Origin of the sequence: Aquimarina sp. RZ0, assembly GCF_008370685.1 — a bacterium.
Classification (GTDB): Bacteria; Bacteroidota; Bacteroidia; order Flavobacteriales; family Flavobacteriaceae; genus Aquimarina.
Map to the genome: position 1 here is coordinate 128,009 of NZ_VTZU01000003.1, position 17,020 is coordinate 145,028.

The window sequence follows — 17,020 nt, forward strand, 5'->3', positions numbered from 1 at the left end:
AAGTATGAAAAAGTCGAAAATGGATTCAAAAAGAACATTATTATAGCGAATTTTAAAAAAAGCTTAAACCACTTTAACTAATGAATTTATGAATGCTCATCTTTAGTTTATGCTTTGATCAAGGATTTTTTTCTTCAATATCCAGAGAATCTTTGATAATATTATTTTCTCTCAGTAGTTCTTTTTCGATGTTTTCTGGAATAGCCAGTGACAATTCATTTAGTTGAATAATTAAACTATTATAAGCCGTTATCATTCTAATTGTAGCGTCTGTAAATTTTTGAGCGTCAGCGTTTTTCTTTTCAGCTAACTGCATTAACAAGCCAGATTCTGTGGACAACACTGTAATTCTTGATTTTATCGTATTTGTTTTAAGGTCTTCTGATATATTCTCTTTAAAAGTTTCTACTAAAAAGTGTAAACTATCAGCGTGTTTTTTGATGTAAAATGGATTAGAGGAGCGTATGGATGACATTAAAGTGTTTAGATTCTGAAAATCTTCAAAAGTTTCTAGATCTTTTTCAGAAACTGGAGACAGTTTTAAAACATCCAAATCAACTTTTTCTTTAGACAAACTGTCTAATATGAAGCGTGTGTCTTCTTCTTGAGAAACAGTTGTTTTTTCGTTATTACATCCTAATAGGAGGAATAGATATATTATAGAGCAAAAAAGCGGTAATAATCTCATTATAATAGTTTCAATAATAAACCAAAAATAGGGAATATCGTTGCAACTAAAAATTAAAAGCCTCAAGTTTAATTCACTTGAGGCTTAAAACAATTAATCACTGGATGTTAATTATATTAGACATAGTACCAGGCATCGTTTCTATAAACAACCTGTCTCCATCCGTCTGTAGAACTATAATAGTACCATTTGTTATTCTGTCGATACACTCTTAATCCATATAAAGTGTAATATTGACCATTCTCATAGGTTGGCTCTCCACCGCCATTTCCTCCTGGATACATTTGTGCAATACCTTGTATGTCTGATGCTGATAATGCATTTCTTTGAATACGGTAAGAGCTTCCGTCTTTTTTGGTAATTGTAGGTCGGTTATTTTTAGAAAAAGAACGAGGGCCATACATCATAATCGATCCAAAATCTAAAGAACTTGAATATTCATCACCATCACGCCCTTGTTCTACATAGGTTCTGAAATTAAACTCTTTACCAGATTGGATATTCTGAAAATTAACAGTTATATATTGATCTCTGTCAGCTCTACTTTGTTCGTGCCATAAACCTATTGCATGTCCTATCTCATGAATGGTATTTCCAGTGCTACATCCACCTCCTAAATTGATATTTTGCCGTCCACCGACCATTCCTACACTTGATGAGCAACCGCCACCAGGTCTAAAATAAATATAATTACGTTGACTTGTTCTTTCTGTAAAAGTAAGATTCGTTTTGCTCTCCCAATGAGCGATGGCATCGGTCACTCTTGATTTGTTAGGTAGATCATCAGCTATAGTATAGTAAACAATATTATTAGTCCATCTACCAGATGTTCTTCCTACGCTTCTGCTCAATTCGGAAGCTTGCCCGTTTTCTAGAACAAAATTTGTATCATCTTTAAAAATTTCATCTTTTGGCAGAATGATATCTCCTTCAAAAACGTTTAAGCCATTGACGGCTTCATAAGATATTGGTAATCCTTTAAAATACCCTGTTTGTTCAGTTCCGTTTTCATTAAAACTAGCCCTTTCTGCTCCATCAAAAGCGGTTTCTGGTTGAATAGTGTCAAAATCTGAAAGAGGTTCGTTTTCAGAACATGCTACTATGGCTACTGCCATACTTAGCATCATAATTGATTTGTTAATTTTCATTTAAAGTTTGAGTTTGTATTATTTATATGTAAACATAAACTCAAGAAATAGTTAATTAGTGTTATTCGGTAAATAATTAACAATTTAAATTTTTTTAATTCAATAATTATCAGTATTAATTTGGCGTTTAAAATCATAAAAAACTGAGAATTATGTGTTTTTTGTGTCAAATATTCAAGAGTTTATTTAATTTACTGTTAATACATGTAATGTTATTTTTGTTCTGGAATTGTATTTAAAAAGATTGTATTGGGGAAAATAGGTTATAGTAAATCGAAATATCAGTAGGAAGTTTTTTTTGGTTTAGCTAAAAAATAATTGACGTTAGATCAACATCAGGTTTTTTTAAGTATCCAGGAATTAAAGTTTATGTATCCTAATGCAGATTTAGGGATTGGGAGTTCTTCTAGTTGTTCAAGCAATGTTATAAAAGCTTTCTTTTTTTCTTTTTCAGAAAACTCAACAGTTTTTGATAGAAATTTCAATAATATTTTTTCATAGGGAGCTATGTTTTTTTGTTTTTTAATATGTTTTTTGAGAGCGTCAACAAGGTATCTTAATGTAAAGCTGTTTTTAAGCTCGTAATGCGTTAATATATTGAGCCAATATGTATACGTAATCAGATCTTTTCTGTCTTTTTTAGTTTGATGATTTAGGATAGTATTGATCCATAATAGTGCCTTTTTGTAATCCTTTTTCTGAAAATAGATATTAGCAAATTGGAAACGGAAGGATAGCCAATAGTTATTTGGTATCAGTGACTTATTTTTTTTAATATACTCCTGTATTTCAATAATTATTTCCTGAGTATTATGTAGCTCTGTTAGGCTTCTATGTACTTCTAATTCAATGTTATAAAGACGTAAAGTTTCTTTGATTAAGGTCGCAGAAATCGTTCCAATCTCTTTTGCTTTTTGCTTTAGAAGAAGAATTCTTACAAAGGCTTCTTTGTGTAATTTTTCAAAAACAAGAAAGCCGAGGTAATTATTGCTTATAGAAAAATACATGGTGAAATTTTCCTTGAGTAAATCAGGATACTGTTCCCATTCTTTTAAAAGGTTTTCTAATGTCTCTTTTGCTTTTTTGTTATTTCTGGAAGCTAGCTGTTTTCTGTATTTATATAATATTTTTAAGGTTTTATTTTGTAGTGAGAGGCTTTTCTTATGTGATAAAGAAAATTGAGTAGGATCTGTATTGGCAAGTAATAAATCAACATATTCTGTAGTGGATTCCAGGGTGTTCTTTTGATCCTGAATGATAGTTTTTAGCTCTGGTAAGTTTTGAGGAAACAGGGCTTGGTACACTTTTCTTTTCCAATCCTTAATTAAGAACAGCAGAAGATCTTGTTGAAAATTAACAGCTTTTTTTTCTGCACGTTTCAATTCGCTCTCACATATTGAATATTGCCCCTTACTGAATAATATCTCTACATTTCTTATAATATCAATTAGTTCTGCTTTTATCGAAATTCTAGCGTGGTAATTTCGCAGAGACTGAAGAATTCTTTGTTTTAAATAATTTTTTATTGTGGTTAATTGATTTGTAAAGGCTTTTTCCTTAAATAATTCTTTTATTTTGTTTTCATTATACTTTTTTTGAGTTTCTATGGCGTCAAATAGACTTACATATTCTGCATTTTCATTTCCTTTAGTACTGAGTTTGAAATAACGTTTTTCACTTTTGGTCAATGACTTGATTAAATAAAACAATTCTTCATTTTTTTTCATTTTAGAATGCTATGTTTTTTCAAAAATAGTATTTTTTCTAATCACTATTATCATATACCTTTGAGATATTCTTAATCAATACATTATATTATTATGTCAAATGCAATTAACTGGTTTGAAATACCAAGTACTAATTTTGAGAGAGCTGTAAAATTTTACAATGAGCTTTTGGATGTCGAATTACAACCTATGGAGATGGATTTCAAAATGGCTTTTTTTCCATACAAAGATGGAGGAGTAGGAGGTTGTGTAACTCATGGCAATGGCAATACACCTTCGCAAGAAGGAACATTTGCTTACCTTAATGGAGGGGATGATTTGTCAATTCCATTAGCCAGAGTAGAAAAAGCAGGAGGTAAGATATTAATGCCAAAAACATCTCTGGGAGAAAATGGTTTTATGGCTGTTTTTATTGATACCGAAGGGAATCGAGTAGCTTTTCACTCGATGGGATAGACATAATTATTTTCACTAGAAATGATATTAATCTGAACTTATTGAAGTTTTGACTTCTGCAAGTTCAGATTAATGAACATGAAGTTATTTTAGTAGGTAATTTTATTTGTGAAATAGTTTTTTTAAATTAAAAACAAGAATATGCAATACTTTACAGAGGATTTTGTACTCTTTTTTAAAGAGCTTTCCCAAAACAATCATAAAGATTGGTTTCACCAACATAAAAAAAGATATGAAAATAGTGTAAAAAAACCTTTTACTTCTTTTATTACCAAAATGATTGAAGAGATACAGCGATATGATGCTAGTGTACAGGTTGATGCCAAAGATTGTATATTGAGAATTAATAAAGATATTCGATTTTCTAAAGATAAGTCACCATATAATATACATTATACTGCATTTATCTCCAAAGCTGGTCGAAAAGATAAAAGTATACCAGGTATTTTTATCCGTTTTTCTCCAGAGGTGGTTGGTATTATGGGCGGATGCTTTATGCCAACAAAAGAGCAGCTTCAAAAAATAAGAACTATCATTAGTGAAAACCCTAAAAAGCTAAGAAAACTATTAGAAAATGATGATTTTGTGCAAAAATTCAATCATATCAAGGGTGATGTAATGAAGAGAATTCCAAAGGAATGGCAGGATGCTTGTAAAAAAGAACCGTTAATAGCAAATAAGCAGTTTTATTTTGTAAAGGAGGAATCGCCAGAATTAATAACGAGTACTTCATTAGTAGATACCCTTATGGAGTACTGGAAAACAATGCATCCTGTAAACACATACTTATTAAGAGCAATGCAATAGATTATGGCGTATAATGAATTTTTATCTGATCGTATACATCAGATTTTTAGAGAAAAGAAGGTCAATTTTTATGCAAAAAAAATGATGGGTGGATTGTGTTTTATGGTGGATCATAAAATGTGTTGTGGAATTCATTTTGATAAAAAAAAGGAGGTAGATCTTCTAATGGCTCGAATAGGAACTGAAGCGTATCCTACTGCTATAAAAAGAGATGGTTGCTACCCTATGGATTTTACAGGTAAACCTATGAAAGGCTATGTTTTTATATCGCCAGAAGGGTTCGATATGGACAAAGATCTGGAATATTGGATTCAATTATGTTTAGACTTCAATCCTTTGGCAAAAAGTAGCAAAAAAAGAAAGTCTACCGATAACTAGTTTATAAATATTTCTTGTACTTCTTCAGCAAGAATATAGTATGTGTTGTAATTTATTCTTACTTATTTTTTTCTACGTTTCGGGATAAGGATTTGATTGAGTAAAAACAGTCAAATCATGATTTTTTGAAATGAAATGCAGAAAAATAGTATCGAGATGAGGGCAATCATAATTTTCTTTTACAGTAAATTAAAAAAAACGTCTTGATAATGAATTGAAAAAAGTTTACACTTCTTCATAGTACCATTCCTGATTTTAACTTTTTAAATAAAAAGCACCCATTTTTTATTTAGATATATAAACGAAAAAGGATGAATCTTACCGGGGAATTTTAAGATCAGGATGATATAATACGATTTATAACTAAAAATTTCGCATATTCATCGTTTCTTTTTCCTTTCTACTTCGTTTAAAAAATAAACCGTAGCTATATCTATGCTTGATTTTTTTGCCTTGCATAAAGAAAAAATAATTCAATGAATTTATACGAATTTTTTAATCACAAATCGTATAATAAGGGGGCATAGATTTTTTTATCGCTAATTCACAAAAGTATTTGTAATCTTTATCTCACTTTTTCGACCTATGGGATATGTCTATTCAAGTTTTTAATAGAACAAATATATTCATAGCCTTACAATACCTGTCAGTTAGAAAAAGACAGAGTTTTTTGGCTATGATAGGCGTATTATTAGGGGTGACTACATTTATTGTTATGGTTAATTTCATGACAGGTGTGAATGATTTTTTGGACGATGCAGTTTTTAATGGAAGCCCGGATATTATTATTAGTGCTACATCTGAGAAAGAATCTAAAAATAGAGGATTTGTTGGATTGGCAGGTATTTCAGAAGAGAAACGTAATAGAATTGACAGCATTTTAAAAGTTGATCAAAATGTAGAGTCCTATGCGCATCAGATTGCATCGCCCGCAATTTTGATTAGTAATAGCAAGCAATTTCCTGGTAGTATTCAAGGAGTTTTTCCTATACAGGAACGCACAATGGTAGATTTAGAACGAAGATTACTCAAAGGCAAAGGTTTTCAGAGCTTATCAAAAAAGAATACCATTCTATTAGGAGTCAGTCTTGCTAATCGATTGCAGGTTTCTACTGGAGATACCTTAAAAATGATAGTGCCTAATGGAAATACAATTCAATTAAAAGTCTCAGGGATATTTAGTTTTGGGATTACTACTATAGATAATATAAGAACATACGTCTCAGCGGATATATTGCAGGATTTATTGGTACAGGAAAAAGGGATTACGAATGTACATGTAAAACTAAAAAATCGCGATAATGTTAGACTAAAAATTGCGCTGACAAGTGCAGTTGATGCTATTGATACAGAGGATTGGAAAGAAAATAATAAAACAATAGTAATAGGGAATAAGGTGCGCGATATACTCACCTGGTCTGTTTCATTTGCCTTGCTTCTGGTTGCAGGATTTGGTATTTATAATATCCTGAATATTACAGTAATTCAAAAAAGGAAAGATATTGCAGTTTTAAAAACAATTGGATATTCCAGTAATGACATTGTCTTTATTTTCTTGGTACAATCCATCATTATTGGTGTATTAGGATCGATAATGGGAGGCGTTTTAGGATATATTCTTAGTTATTTAATTTCTACCACCCCCTTGGATACATCTGATTTTATTATTGTAGAGACGTATCCGATTAATTTTAAAATATCATATTACATTTTAGGATTCTCTTTTGGAGTTTTGACCACAGTATTTGCTGGATATTTTCCTTCCAGAAAAGCGAGTAGAGTAGATCCTGTACATATTATCAGAGGCCTATGATTTTAGAAGCAAAGCATATTAATAAATTTTTTTTAGCACCAGAAAAACAACAAGTATTGAAGAACGTTTCATTGTCTTTGAATACAGGAGAATTAGTTTCGGTGTATGGAGAATCCGGTAGCGGAAAATCTACGTTACTATATATTTTATCTACATTGGATATTGATTTTAGTGGAGGTTTAGAAATATATGGTCAAAATATTAAGGAATTAAGCTCTCAAGAACTTCCTGATTTTAGAAATAAACATATTGGGTTTGTATATCAGTTTCATTATTTGCTACCGGAGTTTACAGTATTACAAAATGTTATGCTTCCAGCAATGAAATTAAATAAAAAAAATAAGGAAGAGGTTAGGGACGATGCATTAGTATTACTGGATGAGTTAGGGGTGAAAGAATATGCAAAAAGACCCTCTTATAAATTATCTGGAGGGCAACAGCAAAGAGTGGCTATAGCTCGAGCATTGATTAATGATCCTTCATTAATTATAGCTGATGAGCCAACAGGAAATCTTGACCAAAAAAACTCTGCGTTGATATTTGAACTCCTTAGCGAAATTACAAATTACAAAAATAAAACAATTGTTGTTGCTACACATGATTCTAAAATTTATAAAAATTCACACCGAACTATTGAAATGATTGATGGAGTTATACGACTATAATTGTGTAATAATTTAAAAATCAATAAAATGGAGTCAGCTGTGAGTAGAGGTATGATCGTATTTGATGGCGAATGCAATTTATGCAATGGTGTTATAGGTTGGTTAATGAGATTTGCTCCTCAATCTATTTTTCAGTTTATTCCGTTTCAATCTCCAAAAGGTCAGGAATTGCTAAAAAAGAATGGGTTTTCTACAAAAAGACTTGATACTGTTATCTTAATAGATGAAAAAGGATTGCATACACATTCTGATGGTTTTCTACAAATTGTTTCAAAAATCCCAAAATGGAAACGCATTGCTGCATTATTGGCATTTGTCCCAAGAATGATTCGGGATGGTCTCTATAAATTAGCTTCGAGAAATAGGGTAAAATGGTTCGGGCAATCACAAAGCTGTACTATTAATTTTAGATAGTTTGAAAATCTACGTTTTTTTTGTTGAACTCCTTGAGGGTCTGTTCCAAGAACTATGTAGTGTTTATCTTCAAAAAAGAAAAAACCTCCCTAAAAAAAGAAAAGAGAGGTTTATGTTTTAAGAATTACTCGATAATCGGGATTTACATTCCCGTGAGCTTGCCTCGAGGTAGTTTACTTTACCGAAAATTTATGAGTAAAACTCTTGTCTGAGGTTTTAATAGTATAGAAATAAATCCCTGGAGAAAGCTTATAAGTTGAAGGCATCAATTCTAACTGCTTCTTTTCTCCTTTTTGCAGATTTCCAGAAAATAAATCTGCAATTTTTCTACCACTTATCTCATATAGCTGTACACTGGTAGTCCCTTTTTGATTAGCATAAAAAACAAGCTTGGACTTTTCTTGTGTACTTTGTGGATTAGGATAGCTAAAAGCTTGTAAATCTGTTAGCTCTTTTAGTGCGTTTTCTATTACCTGATCTTCCATGTTTTTAATGCGTTCTACTGATAATATTTCTTGTGATCTGTTGAACCCAGATGTAAAACCTAAACCAAATGCGGTTATTGTTTCAGAGAGATTTTGCCCAACAGGGAAATCGTCCCCACCAAAATCCGAGGCTATTAATTCTTTCAGAACAAATTCATCTTTTACAAAATCAATATCTTTTGTAGTAGGGTCACCAAATGCGCCTCCTAAGGATACACCTGTAAGATTAACAATTCCTGCTGAACCTTCATCCATAAGTGTAGGTGTGTTATTAAAAGAATCACTATGAGCATTACCGAGATAGTGCCCTATTTCATGAGATACAATGTTCCCGATAACCACAGGCATTACATCCTTTGTGGTATAGCCTTCTGCAAGAGGAACAGAATTTATAGAAGTTATGTTAAACGGGCTATCTGGATTGGATAAAAGATCTAATAATACAATGGCATCATCTTCATATTCGTAATTGCCAATATCAAAGTTATTTGCAAGTCCAATTGTAGGAATACCAAATTCTGCACTGGTGCCACCAATGATTACTCTGCTATATGGTACCCCAATGGTTTCAAGTATTTGAGGTATTCTTTTTCCCAATCGGTCATTACCATAGTCGCTAAGAACCGTTACCTCAAAATCCGGGTTTATATTAGATTTTTCCAGATCCTTAAAATTTTCTTTAACTACCTTGGTTATGTCTACGGCTGATTTAATAAGGCTGAATACATTGTTTTCAATATTCCAGTTTTCTAAAAAATCTTTAAAAGGGGATATGGAGCGTACTCTATTTAAGACTTCATTATCAGGATCTTCATCTCCAAGTTTTAAAAACTCTCGTAATGTAATCTCTTCTACACCTGTAAAGTCCAGATATATAAACTGTTTTTTTCCTTTATTATTGGTTTCAAATCCAGGTCTGGAAACTGCAAGCTCTGCCTGATATTTTCCTATATTTTCTTCCATTTTGATAACATACCTTCCATTTTCTGGGATCACATAAGTAAATGAAGTTTCTCCGCTGGTAGGGCCGATTGATGCTTCAGAGACAGATGTATTTGTAAATACATTTGTTTTTATCCCTAGGGTACCATCTGGATGTAATAAACTAACCAGAGTTCTGGGGTGTAAAAAATCCTTGACGGCAATACCAAAAACATCCCCTTTCTCAAGATCCATAGCATAATGATCTACATCAGAAAATTTTTTGTAGACAGAAGTTTTTAGTTCATATGAACCTTCACCGATAGGTGCTTCGGGAATGAGTTTTATAGTACCATTTATAGAATCAAAAGGATCAGTAACAAAAGAGTTGGAAGGCCCTATAAATATATAGTACTTTTTTGTCAGTGGTGCTACAAATTCTAGCGTTACTGATATTTCTCCATCTTCAAGTTGACTAAAACGAGAACCAAAATGAAATCCTTCTTCAGTCACAACAGCTATTCTAGGGAAAAAATCTAATGTTTCCAGATTAGATACTTTTATTTCTACTAAACTATTCTTTTCTGCAAAAAATTCATACATATCTACATCGATGATCGTGTCATTATTCGACGGTCTTGGTGTATTTTTGATAATAGATGATGTAATAAAAGTTTGCTTTTGGATATTTAAGCTATCTTCAAAATCTACTAACTCTAATTTTTGGGACAATGGGATAGTACCATTGTTTTCTTCTTTTGCAGCGATAATTTTTTCCAGGGATCTAATAGAGTCATTTACCGCTAATCCTCCTTTTATGAGTATGTTACTTGTGTTGTTTTCGGCAGTACCGAAGTTTGGTAACATTTCTGCAGTAGCAGGAGTATTATTCAGGTTTTGATTGTTGTTTTCATTTTCGTTTACAATCACAGGCATTGCTTTTTTCTTAGATTTTTTCTCAGCAACTTGTTTCCTCCAATCTTTGTGAGTTTTATTGTTAATAGCACAAAGTGGAATGATTTGGTTATCTGATTTGTTTCTTGGTAAAGAGGTTTCGTTAGGTTGTTTAGAAAGAATTTTCTGAAGGGTTTCTTTTTCCTGTTTTATCAGTTTTTCTTGATCAATTTGGAATGTTTTACTATCCTGTTGTGCGATAACATTCATACCCAATAGTAGTAGGGTATACAGCATGTTTTTTAAGATGTTTTTCATTTTTTTTAGGTTTTAAAAGAGTTAATAATTAATTAGATGTTTTTGTGTTTTTTGATTTGGGGAGTTGCATTATGGTTATAGATATATCTAAGAAAGTTGCGCTCTCAGATTATTATTTGGTGTGAAAATTTATTTCCTATTTTTAGATAATAGAAAAACCTTAGCTTACTAGTTGAGCTACAAAGTCTTCTATGGTGTTAGTTAATTTGTCTAAATCGGATGTGTTATCCAAAGAAATCAAATAACAGTGTTATAGAAAGGAAATTTATGGTGTAACTAATCCTCTTGAAGAAGTCTTGATATACGATGATTATCTAATTTATCAGAAAGAAGAAAACGAAGAACTGGTCAAACTAGTGTCATTACAAAATAATGAACAAAGCAACTAAATAGTATGTTTGGTAATTTCTAATAATTGTAATAACTACTTCATTAGCGTGTTTACACCTTTAGTAAGTTATTTAAATAGCGAAAATCTGTGTATAGTTTTCATGGGGTTGAGGTTTTAAGATTATCAACAGAAAATTTGTTCCGTGAATATATTAAACATATGTTAAGATTAGCGTTAATTATTCTGTAAAAATTTAATAAAAAAACCGAGATATTGTTAAAATTGATTAATGGTTTATGGAGTTCGTATCAATTCTAATTTTGGATTTACTCGATACTCGAGATTTAAATGCTCCAAGGCTTGCCTCGAAATCAAAATGTTTTTTTCAATAAATTGGCGGGCTTGCTCCGAGGTAGTTTACTGATGAGGTAACATTTTTGTACTTATGATAAAAGGATACGCCTATATTGGGTGCATTCAGGCAAAAAAAATACTGTTATCAGACATTCCCCACATCAGAATCCGATTAATTCCTTAGGCTAACGAGGAAAAATAAGGCTGAAAAATAAAATATAATTAACTGATTATCAATAACTAAATTTGACATTACTCGAGAAAGAATTTATAGCACTTTAAGAATACTCCTATCCTTATGTGAAATCACAGTAAATAGAAAAAAAAGTACATTTTATTCCAGTAAACTCAAACAACGACTAGTATAGAAGTGTCTCATTTGTTCAAATTTCAACTCATTTTCGGTCAAAAATAAAAATCCGATATGAGTTCATGGTGTGTCCGTTGCTTTGTTATTTGTAATTCTTTAAAAAAAAGGTCGCCCAATATTAATTTGAACGACCTTCAGTTTTAAAGAAAAAAAGAACCTAATTAATCACTTAATAGAAAACTTGTAATTAATTTCTTGTCCGGGAGTTTTAATATTATAGATATATACTCCAGAGGATAGGTTGTATTTTGATGGTACCAGTTCTAATTGCATTTTCTCTCCTTTTTCAATCGTACCTGTAAATAACTGGTCAATCTTTCTACCTTGCAGATCATATAAGTCTACATAAACCTGTCCGCTTTTTTTAGAAGAGAAGACCAGGTGCGATGTTTCCTGATGATTCTGTGGGTTAGGGTAGGCAAATGCGTCTAGGTTATCAATTTGATTAAACAGCTCTTTGAGTGCATTTTTTTCCAGCTGTTCAATTTCTTTTGGGGTGTCTATTCCTTCAGACCTGTTTCCGGGAGTAAAACCCATGGCAAAAGCAGTATTTACATCGGTATGATTTACTCCTAGTATACCTTCAAGAGTACTGTGTTGATCAACAGTAAAATCTATATCTCTGGTGTTCGCATCCCCGAATTTTTCGCCTCTATCAGGAAAAATCCCTACAGCTGTTGAAATTCCTCCTCCTCCTTCGTCCATTAGAGTTAATTGATCATTAAAAGAATTACAATGAAAATTTCCTAAATAATGACCAAATTCATGAGCAACAATATTGCCTACAGCCACTGGCATTACATCTTCTATAGTAACCCCATCTGCTAATGGTATAAAATTAACAGAGCTTCCTTGATCATCTGTATTAGTACTACTTAGTACATCTAATAAAACCAATGCATCATTTTCAAAATCAAAATTACCCACATCAATATCATCTGCAATTCCAATGGTATCAAATCCTGATTCCTCAATTGTACCACCAATAATTACCCTGCTATAAGGTATTTTTAGTGATTCTAATATTTCAGGGATTTTCTTTCCTAGAAATTCACTACCGTAATCACTCAGAATGATCGGAGTAAAATCAGGATTAATCGTAGAAAGTCTTGACTCTTTTACGGTATTTTCTTTGGCAACTTCTGTTATGTTAAAAGCCATTTTAAGCAGATTATATTTTGTGTTCTCTATGCCCCAGTTTTCCAGAAAATCTTTAAATGGCGATAACGTTCTTATTTTGTCTAGTTCTTCATCCGGAATACTATCGTTTTCCCTGAAAAAATCTCTTTGATTAAAATCATCTACACCAGTAAAATCGAGATAAATAAATTGTTTTAATCCTTTGTTATTGGTTTCATATCCAGGTCTTGCGGCGACTATTTCCGTTGTGTAATCTCCAATAGTTTGATCAATTCTAAGAATGTAATTTCCATCTTGCGGAGCTATATAGCTAAAATTAGACCTTCCATCACTAGAAATTGGTGTTTCGGGTGCGTTTGAAAAATTATTGAAAGTGTTTGTGCTTATTTCAATTGAGCCATCGGGTGATAGTAGACTAATACCAGGATTAAGAACCAATTCATTGATTACAGATGCTCCCAGAACATCCCCTTTTTTAAGATTCATAGCATAATGATCGCTATCTAATACTCCATAATTTTCGAACTGAACCGTATATATCCCTTCTCCAAGTGGTTCGCCGGGAGGGAATGTCTCACCAGAAGAAGAGTCAAAAGGATCTTCTAATTGTTGTGCGGCAGAAGAAATGGCAAAATAATAAATACCCGTTTCCGGGCTTTTGAATTGCAATTGTGTAACTATGATATTCTCTCTAGTAATAAATTCAGGGCCTTTACCCGTTATAATTCCTCCATTTTCATTATATACTAATATTACAGGTGTCATTGTAGAAATAGCAGGATCACCAAATGTTTGTAGGAATATTCGAATGATTTGATCCTTTTCTAATATAATTGCATACATATCAATATCCCCAGTGCCAGATCCAGAAGCTCCGTGAGGACCATTACCAATAGTATCAGATAAATAGATGATTTGTACATCTTCTGGTGTGTTCGGGTCAAAAGTAATAAATTGAGCCAACGGTATAGAACCATTATCTTCTGGATTAGATGCTACCTCCTCAGCAACAAAATCAACATCTTCATCTCTGACTCCACTACTACCATTTATAATAATATTGTTTGTATTACTCTCTCCACTGCCAAAGTTTGGGATTTCCTGAGCGGTATCCAGAGTATTGTTGATACTTTGGTTATCATTCTCAATTTCATCTATAACAACAGGGTTATTTTTGCGGTTGCTATTTTTGTGTAATGATATACTCTTTTTTTGAAGATGTTTTCTCCATTCTCCAGTATCTCCTTTATTTTTTGAATGATAACTGGTAAAAGGGTTTACACCATAGGGCATTGAATTTGAAGAACTTTTTTCTGTTTTTTTATTTCTCTGTTTTTGCTTATAAAAGTTTATGTAATCTAATCTTTTTTGCTTGATTACCTCTTTGGATAATACATTGTTTTTTTCTTGTCCCATCAAATTCATATTAGCGCATAAAAATATACTTGCGATGATGATGGCGTTTCTGATGTAATTACTAATTTTTCTCATAAAATTTAAGTTTTAGTAGTTTGTTGTTATATCGAATCAGTGAATAGAAAATTTGTAATTAATTTCTTGTCCGGGAGTTTTAATATTATAGATATATACTCCAGAGGATAGGTTGTATTTTGATGGTACCAGTTCTAATTGCATTTTCTCTCCTTTTTCAATCGTACCTGTAAATAACTGGTCAATCTTTCTACCTTGCAGATCATATAAGTCTACATAAACCTGTCCGCTTTTTTTAGAAGAGAAGACCAGGTGCGATGTTTCCTGATGATTCTGTGGGTTAGGGTAGGCAAATGCGTCTAGGTTATCAATTTGATTAAACAGCTCTTTGAGTGCATTTTTTTCCAGCTGTTCAATTTCTTTTGGGGTGTCTATTCCTTCAGACCTGTTTCCGGGAGTAAAACCCATGGCAAAAGCAGTATTTACATCGGTAAGATATTCTCCTTGTAGTCCTTCAAGAGTACTGTGTTGATCAACAGTAAAATCTATATCTCTGGTGTTCGCATCCCCGAATTTTTCACCTCTATCAGGAAAAATTCCTGTCAAACTGGAAATCCCAAAACTTCCTTCATCCATTAAGGTTAATTCATCATTAAAACCGTTACAATGAGAATTTCCTAAATAATGACCAAATTCATGAGAAACAACATTTCCTACAACCACTGGTATCAAATCTTCTATAGTAACTCCATCTGCTAGTGGTGTAAAATTAAGAGAAATGCCTTGGTCATTTGGATTAGTACTACTTAGTGCATCTAATAAAACCACTGCATCATTTTCAAAATCGTAATTACCGGGATCAACATTATTTGCAATTCCAATGGTATCAAATCCTGATTCCTCAACCGTACCACCAATAATTACCCTGCTATAAGGTATTTTTAGTGATTCTAATATTTCAGGGATTTTCTTTCCTAAAAATTCACTGCCATAATCACTCAGTATGATCGGAGTAAAATCAGGGTTAATAGCAGAAAGTCTTGCCTCATTTACAGTATTTTCTTTAACAACTTCTGTTGTGTTAAAAGCCATTTTAAGCAGGTTATACTTTGTGTTCTCTATGCCCCAGTTTTCCAGAAAATCTTTAAATGGCGATAACGTTCTTATTTTGTCTAGTTCTTCATCCGGAGTACTATCGGTTATCCCATGAAATTCTCTTTGATTAAAATCATCTACACCAGTAAAATCGAGATAAATAAATTGTTTTAATCCTTTGTTATTGGTTTCATATCCAGGTCTTGCGGCGACTATTCCCGTTGTGTAATCTCCAATAGTTTGATCAATTCTAAGAATGTAAGTTCCATCTTGTGGAGCTATATGGGTAAAGCTAGCCCTTCCATTTCTAGGGATTGGTGATTCGGATGCATTTGTAAAATTATTGGCAAAGTTTGTGCCTATTTGAAGTGTGCCATCAGGAAAGAATAGACTAATATTAGGTTTAAGAATCAATTCATTGTTTACAGATACTCCCAGAACATCTCCTTTTTTAAGACTCATAGCATAATGATCTTTATCTAGTATCCCATAATTTTCAACTTTAAGTGTATATGTTCCTTCTCCAAGTGGTTCGCCGGGAGGAGATGTCTCACCAGAAGAAGAGTCAAAAGGATCTTCTAATTGTTGTGCGACAGAAGAAATGGCAAAATAATAAGTACTTGTTTCCGGGCTTTTGAATTGTAAAATACTCTCGGGAGCAAAAAAGAGAGCGCGTTCAAAAGCTACAATTTTTCCATTTTCATTATACACTGTTACCATAGGCATCATTGTAGAAACAGAAGGATCCCCAGATGTTTCTATTATCATTCGAATGATTTGATCTTTATTTAATATAATTGCGTACATATCAATATCCCCGCTGCCTGATCCAGAAGCTCCGTGAGGACCATCACCAATAGTACCAGATAAATTGATAAGTTGTATGTCTTCTGTTGAGTTAGGGTCAAAAGTAATAAATTGAGCCAGCGGTATAGAACCATTATCTTCTGGATGAGATGCTACCTCTACAGAAAGAGAATCAATATCTTCATCTCTGACTCCACTACTACCGTTTATAATAATATGGTTTGTATTACTCTCTCCACTGCCAAAGTTTGGGATTTCCTGAGCGGTATCCAGAGTATTGTTGATACTTTGGTTATCATTCTCCATTTCATCTATTACAACAGGGTTATTTTTGAGGTTGCTATTTTTGTGTAATGATATACTCTTTTTTTGAAGATATTTTCTCCATTCTCCAGTATCTCCTTTATTTTTTGAAAGATAACTGGTAAAAGGGTTTACACCATAGGGCATTGAATTTGAAGAACTTTTTTCTGTTTTTTTATTTTTCTGTTTTTGCTTATAAAGGTTTATGTAATCTAATCTTTTTTGCTTGATTACCTCTTTGGATAATACATTGTTTTTTTCTTGTCCCATCAAATTCATATTAGCGCATAAAAATATACTTGCGATGATGATGGGGTTTCTGATGTAATTGCTAATTTTTCTCATAAAATTTAAGTTTTAGTAGTTTTTTGTTATATCGAATCAGTGAATAGAAAACTTGTAATTAATTTCTTATCTGGGAGTTTTGATATAAAGATCGTTGGTAGGAGTACTGCAAAGAGGTAGTTGATAGGAT

At 32.3% G+C, this 17,020-nt stretch carries 12 protein-coding genes; 6 read left to right on the forward strand and 6 right to left on the reverse strand.

Features of this window, described 5'->3' with window-relative positions:
• Positions 1–118: 118 nt before the first annotated feature.
• The 3 genes from F0000_RS02405 to F0000_RS02415 all read right to left on the reverse strand — a co-directional run bounded on the left by F0000_RS02405 (position 119) and on the right by F0000_RS02415 (position 3,563).
• Positions 119–688, reverse strand: coding sequence for a hypothetical protein (locus tag F0000_RS02405; protein ID WP_149623102.1), 570 nt, complete (start codon positions 686–688; stop codon positions 119–121).
• Positions 689–804: 116 nt separating this feature from the next.
• The gene (locus F0000_RS02410; RefSeq protein ID WP_149623103.1) at positions 805–1,836 is read right to left on the reverse strand and encodes a M12 family metallopeptidase; all 1,032 of its coding nucleotides are present in this window, start codon (positions 1,834–1,836) and stop codon (positions 805–807) included.
• Positions 1,837–2,171: 335 nt separating this feature from the next.
• Positions 2,172–3,563, reverse strand: a complete 1,392-nt coding sequence (locus tag F0000_RS02415) for a hypothetical protein (protein ID WP_149623104.1) — start codon at positions 3,561–3,563, stop codon at positions 2,172–2,174.
• Between the two features lie 93 nt (positions 3,564–3,656).
• On the opposite strand from F0000_RS02415, the gene F0000_RS02420 reads away from it, so the two are divergent.
• The 6 genes from F0000_RS02420 to F0000_RS02445 all read left to right on the forward strand — a co-directional run bounded on the left by F0000_RS02420 (position 3,657) and on the right by F0000_RS02445 (position 8,096).
• Positions 3,657–4,019, forward strand: coding sequence for a VOC family protein (locus F0000_RS02420; RefSeq protein ID WP_149623105.1), 363 nt, complete (start codon positions 3,657–3,659; stop codon positions 4,017–4,019).
• A gap of 141 nt (positions 4,020–4,160) precedes the next feature.
• Positions 4,161–4,826 (forward strand): DUF2461 domain-containing protein, encoded by a 666-nt coding sequence (locus F0000_RS02425; protein ID WP_149623106.1) that lies wholly within the window; start codon positions 4,161–4,163, stop codon positions 4,824–4,826.
• A 3-nt stretch (positions 4,827–4,829) separates the two neighbouring features.
• On the forward strand, positions 4,830–5,204 hold the full coding sequence (locus tag F0000_RS02430) for a TfoX/Sxy family protein (protein WP_149623107.1): 375 nt from the start codon (positions 4,830–4,832) through the stop codon (positions 5,202–5,204).
• Positions 5,205–5,796: 592 nt separating this feature from the next.
• Positions 5,797–7,017 carry an FtsX-like permease family protein gene (locus F0000_RS02435; protein ID WP_149623108.1) on the forward strand — a complete coding sequence of 407 codons (1,221 nt, stop codon included), beginning with the start codon at positions 5,797–5,799 and terminating at the stop codon, positions 7,015–7,017.
• On the forward strand, positions 7,014–7,682 hold the full coding sequence (locus tag F0000_RS02440; protein WP_149623109.1) for an ABC transporter ATP-binding protein: 669 nt from the start codon (positions 7,014–7,016) through the stop codon (positions 7,680–7,682). The genes F0000_RS02435 and F0000_RS02440 overlap by 4 nt, the downstream gene beginning before the upstream one ends.
• 27 nt (positions 7,683–7,709) lie before the next feature.
• Entirely contained in the window at positions 7,710–8,096 is a 387-nt protein-coding gene (locus F0000_RS02445) for a thiol-disulfide oxidoreductase DCC family protein (protein ID WP_149623110.1), read from the forward strand.
• A 173-nt stretch (positions 8,097–8,269) separates the two neighbouring features.
• Here F0000_RS02445 and F0000_RS02450 read toward each other — a convergent pair whose 3' ends face one another.
• From F0000_RS02450 to F0000_RS02460, 3 genes are all read right to left on the reverse strand, one after another.
• On the reverse strand, positions 8,270–10,714 hold the full coding sequence (locus F0000_RS02450; RefSeq protein ID WP_149623111.1) for a T9SS type A sorting domain-containing protein: 2,445 nt from the start codon (positions 10,712–10,714) through the stop codon (positions 8,270–8,272).
• Between the two features lie 1,220 nt (positions 10,715–11,934).
• A complete protein-coding gene (locus F0000_RS02455) occupies positions 11,935–14,400 on the reverse strand; it encodes a T9SS type A sorting domain-containing protein (RefSeq protein ID WP_149623112.1) in 2,466 nt (821 codons plus the stop codon).
• A 36-nt stretch (positions 14,401–14,436) separates the two neighbouring features.
• Positions 14,437–16,890, reverse strand: a complete 2,454-nt coding sequence (locus F0000_RS02460; protein ID WP_149623113.1) for a T9SS type A sorting domain-containing protein — start codon at positions 16,888–16,890, stop codon at positions 14,437–14,439.
• Positions 16,891–17,020 lie beyond the last annotated feature (130 nt).

Coding starts and splice junctions, on each gene's coding strand:
- F0000_RS02405 (WP_149623102.1), bottom strand. CDS start 688: ATGAGATTATTACCGCTTTTTTGCTCTATAATATATCTATTCCTCCTA.
- F0000_RS02410 (WP_149623103.1), bottom strand. CDS start 1,836: ATGAAAATTAACAAATCAATTATGATGCTAAGTATGGCAGTAGCCATA.
- F0000_RS02415 (WP_149623104.1), bottom strand. CDS start 3,563: ATGAAAAAAAATGAAGAATTGTTTTATTTAATCAAGTCATTGACCAAA.
- F0000_RS02420 (WP_149623105.1), top strand. CDS start 3,657: ATGTCAAATGCAATTAACTGGTTTGAAATACCAAGTACTAATTTTGAG.
- F0000_RS02425 (WP_149623106.1), top strand. CDS start 4,161: ATGCAATACTTTACAGAGGATTTTGTACTCTTTTTTAAAGAGCTTTCC.
- F0000_RS02430 (WP_149623107.1), top strand. CDS start 4,830: ATGGCGTATAATGAATTTTTATCTGATCGTATACATCAGATTTTTAGA.
- F0000_RS02435 (WP_149623108.1), top strand. CDS start 5,797: ATGTCTATTCAAGTTTTTAATAGAACAAATATATTCATAGCCTTACAA.
- F0000_RS02440 (WP_149623109.1), top strand. CDS start 7,014: ATGATTTTAGAAGCAAAGCATATTAATAAATTTTTTTTAGCACCAGAA.
- F0000_RS02445 (WP_149623110.1), top strand. CDS start 7,710: ATGGAGTCAGCTGTGAGTAGAGGTATGATCGTATTTGATGGCGAATGC.
- F0000_RS02450 (WP_149623111.1), bottom strand. CDS start 10,714: ATGAAAAACATCTTAAAAAACATGCTGTATACCCTACTACTATTGGGT.
- F0000_RS02455 (WP_149623112.1), bottom strand. CDS start 14,400: ATGAGAAAAATTAGTAATTACATCAGAAACGCCATCATCATCGCAAGT.
- F0000_RS02460 (WP_149623113.1), bottom strand. CDS start 16,890: ATGAGAAAAATTAGCAATTACATCAGAAACCCCATCATCATCGCAAGT.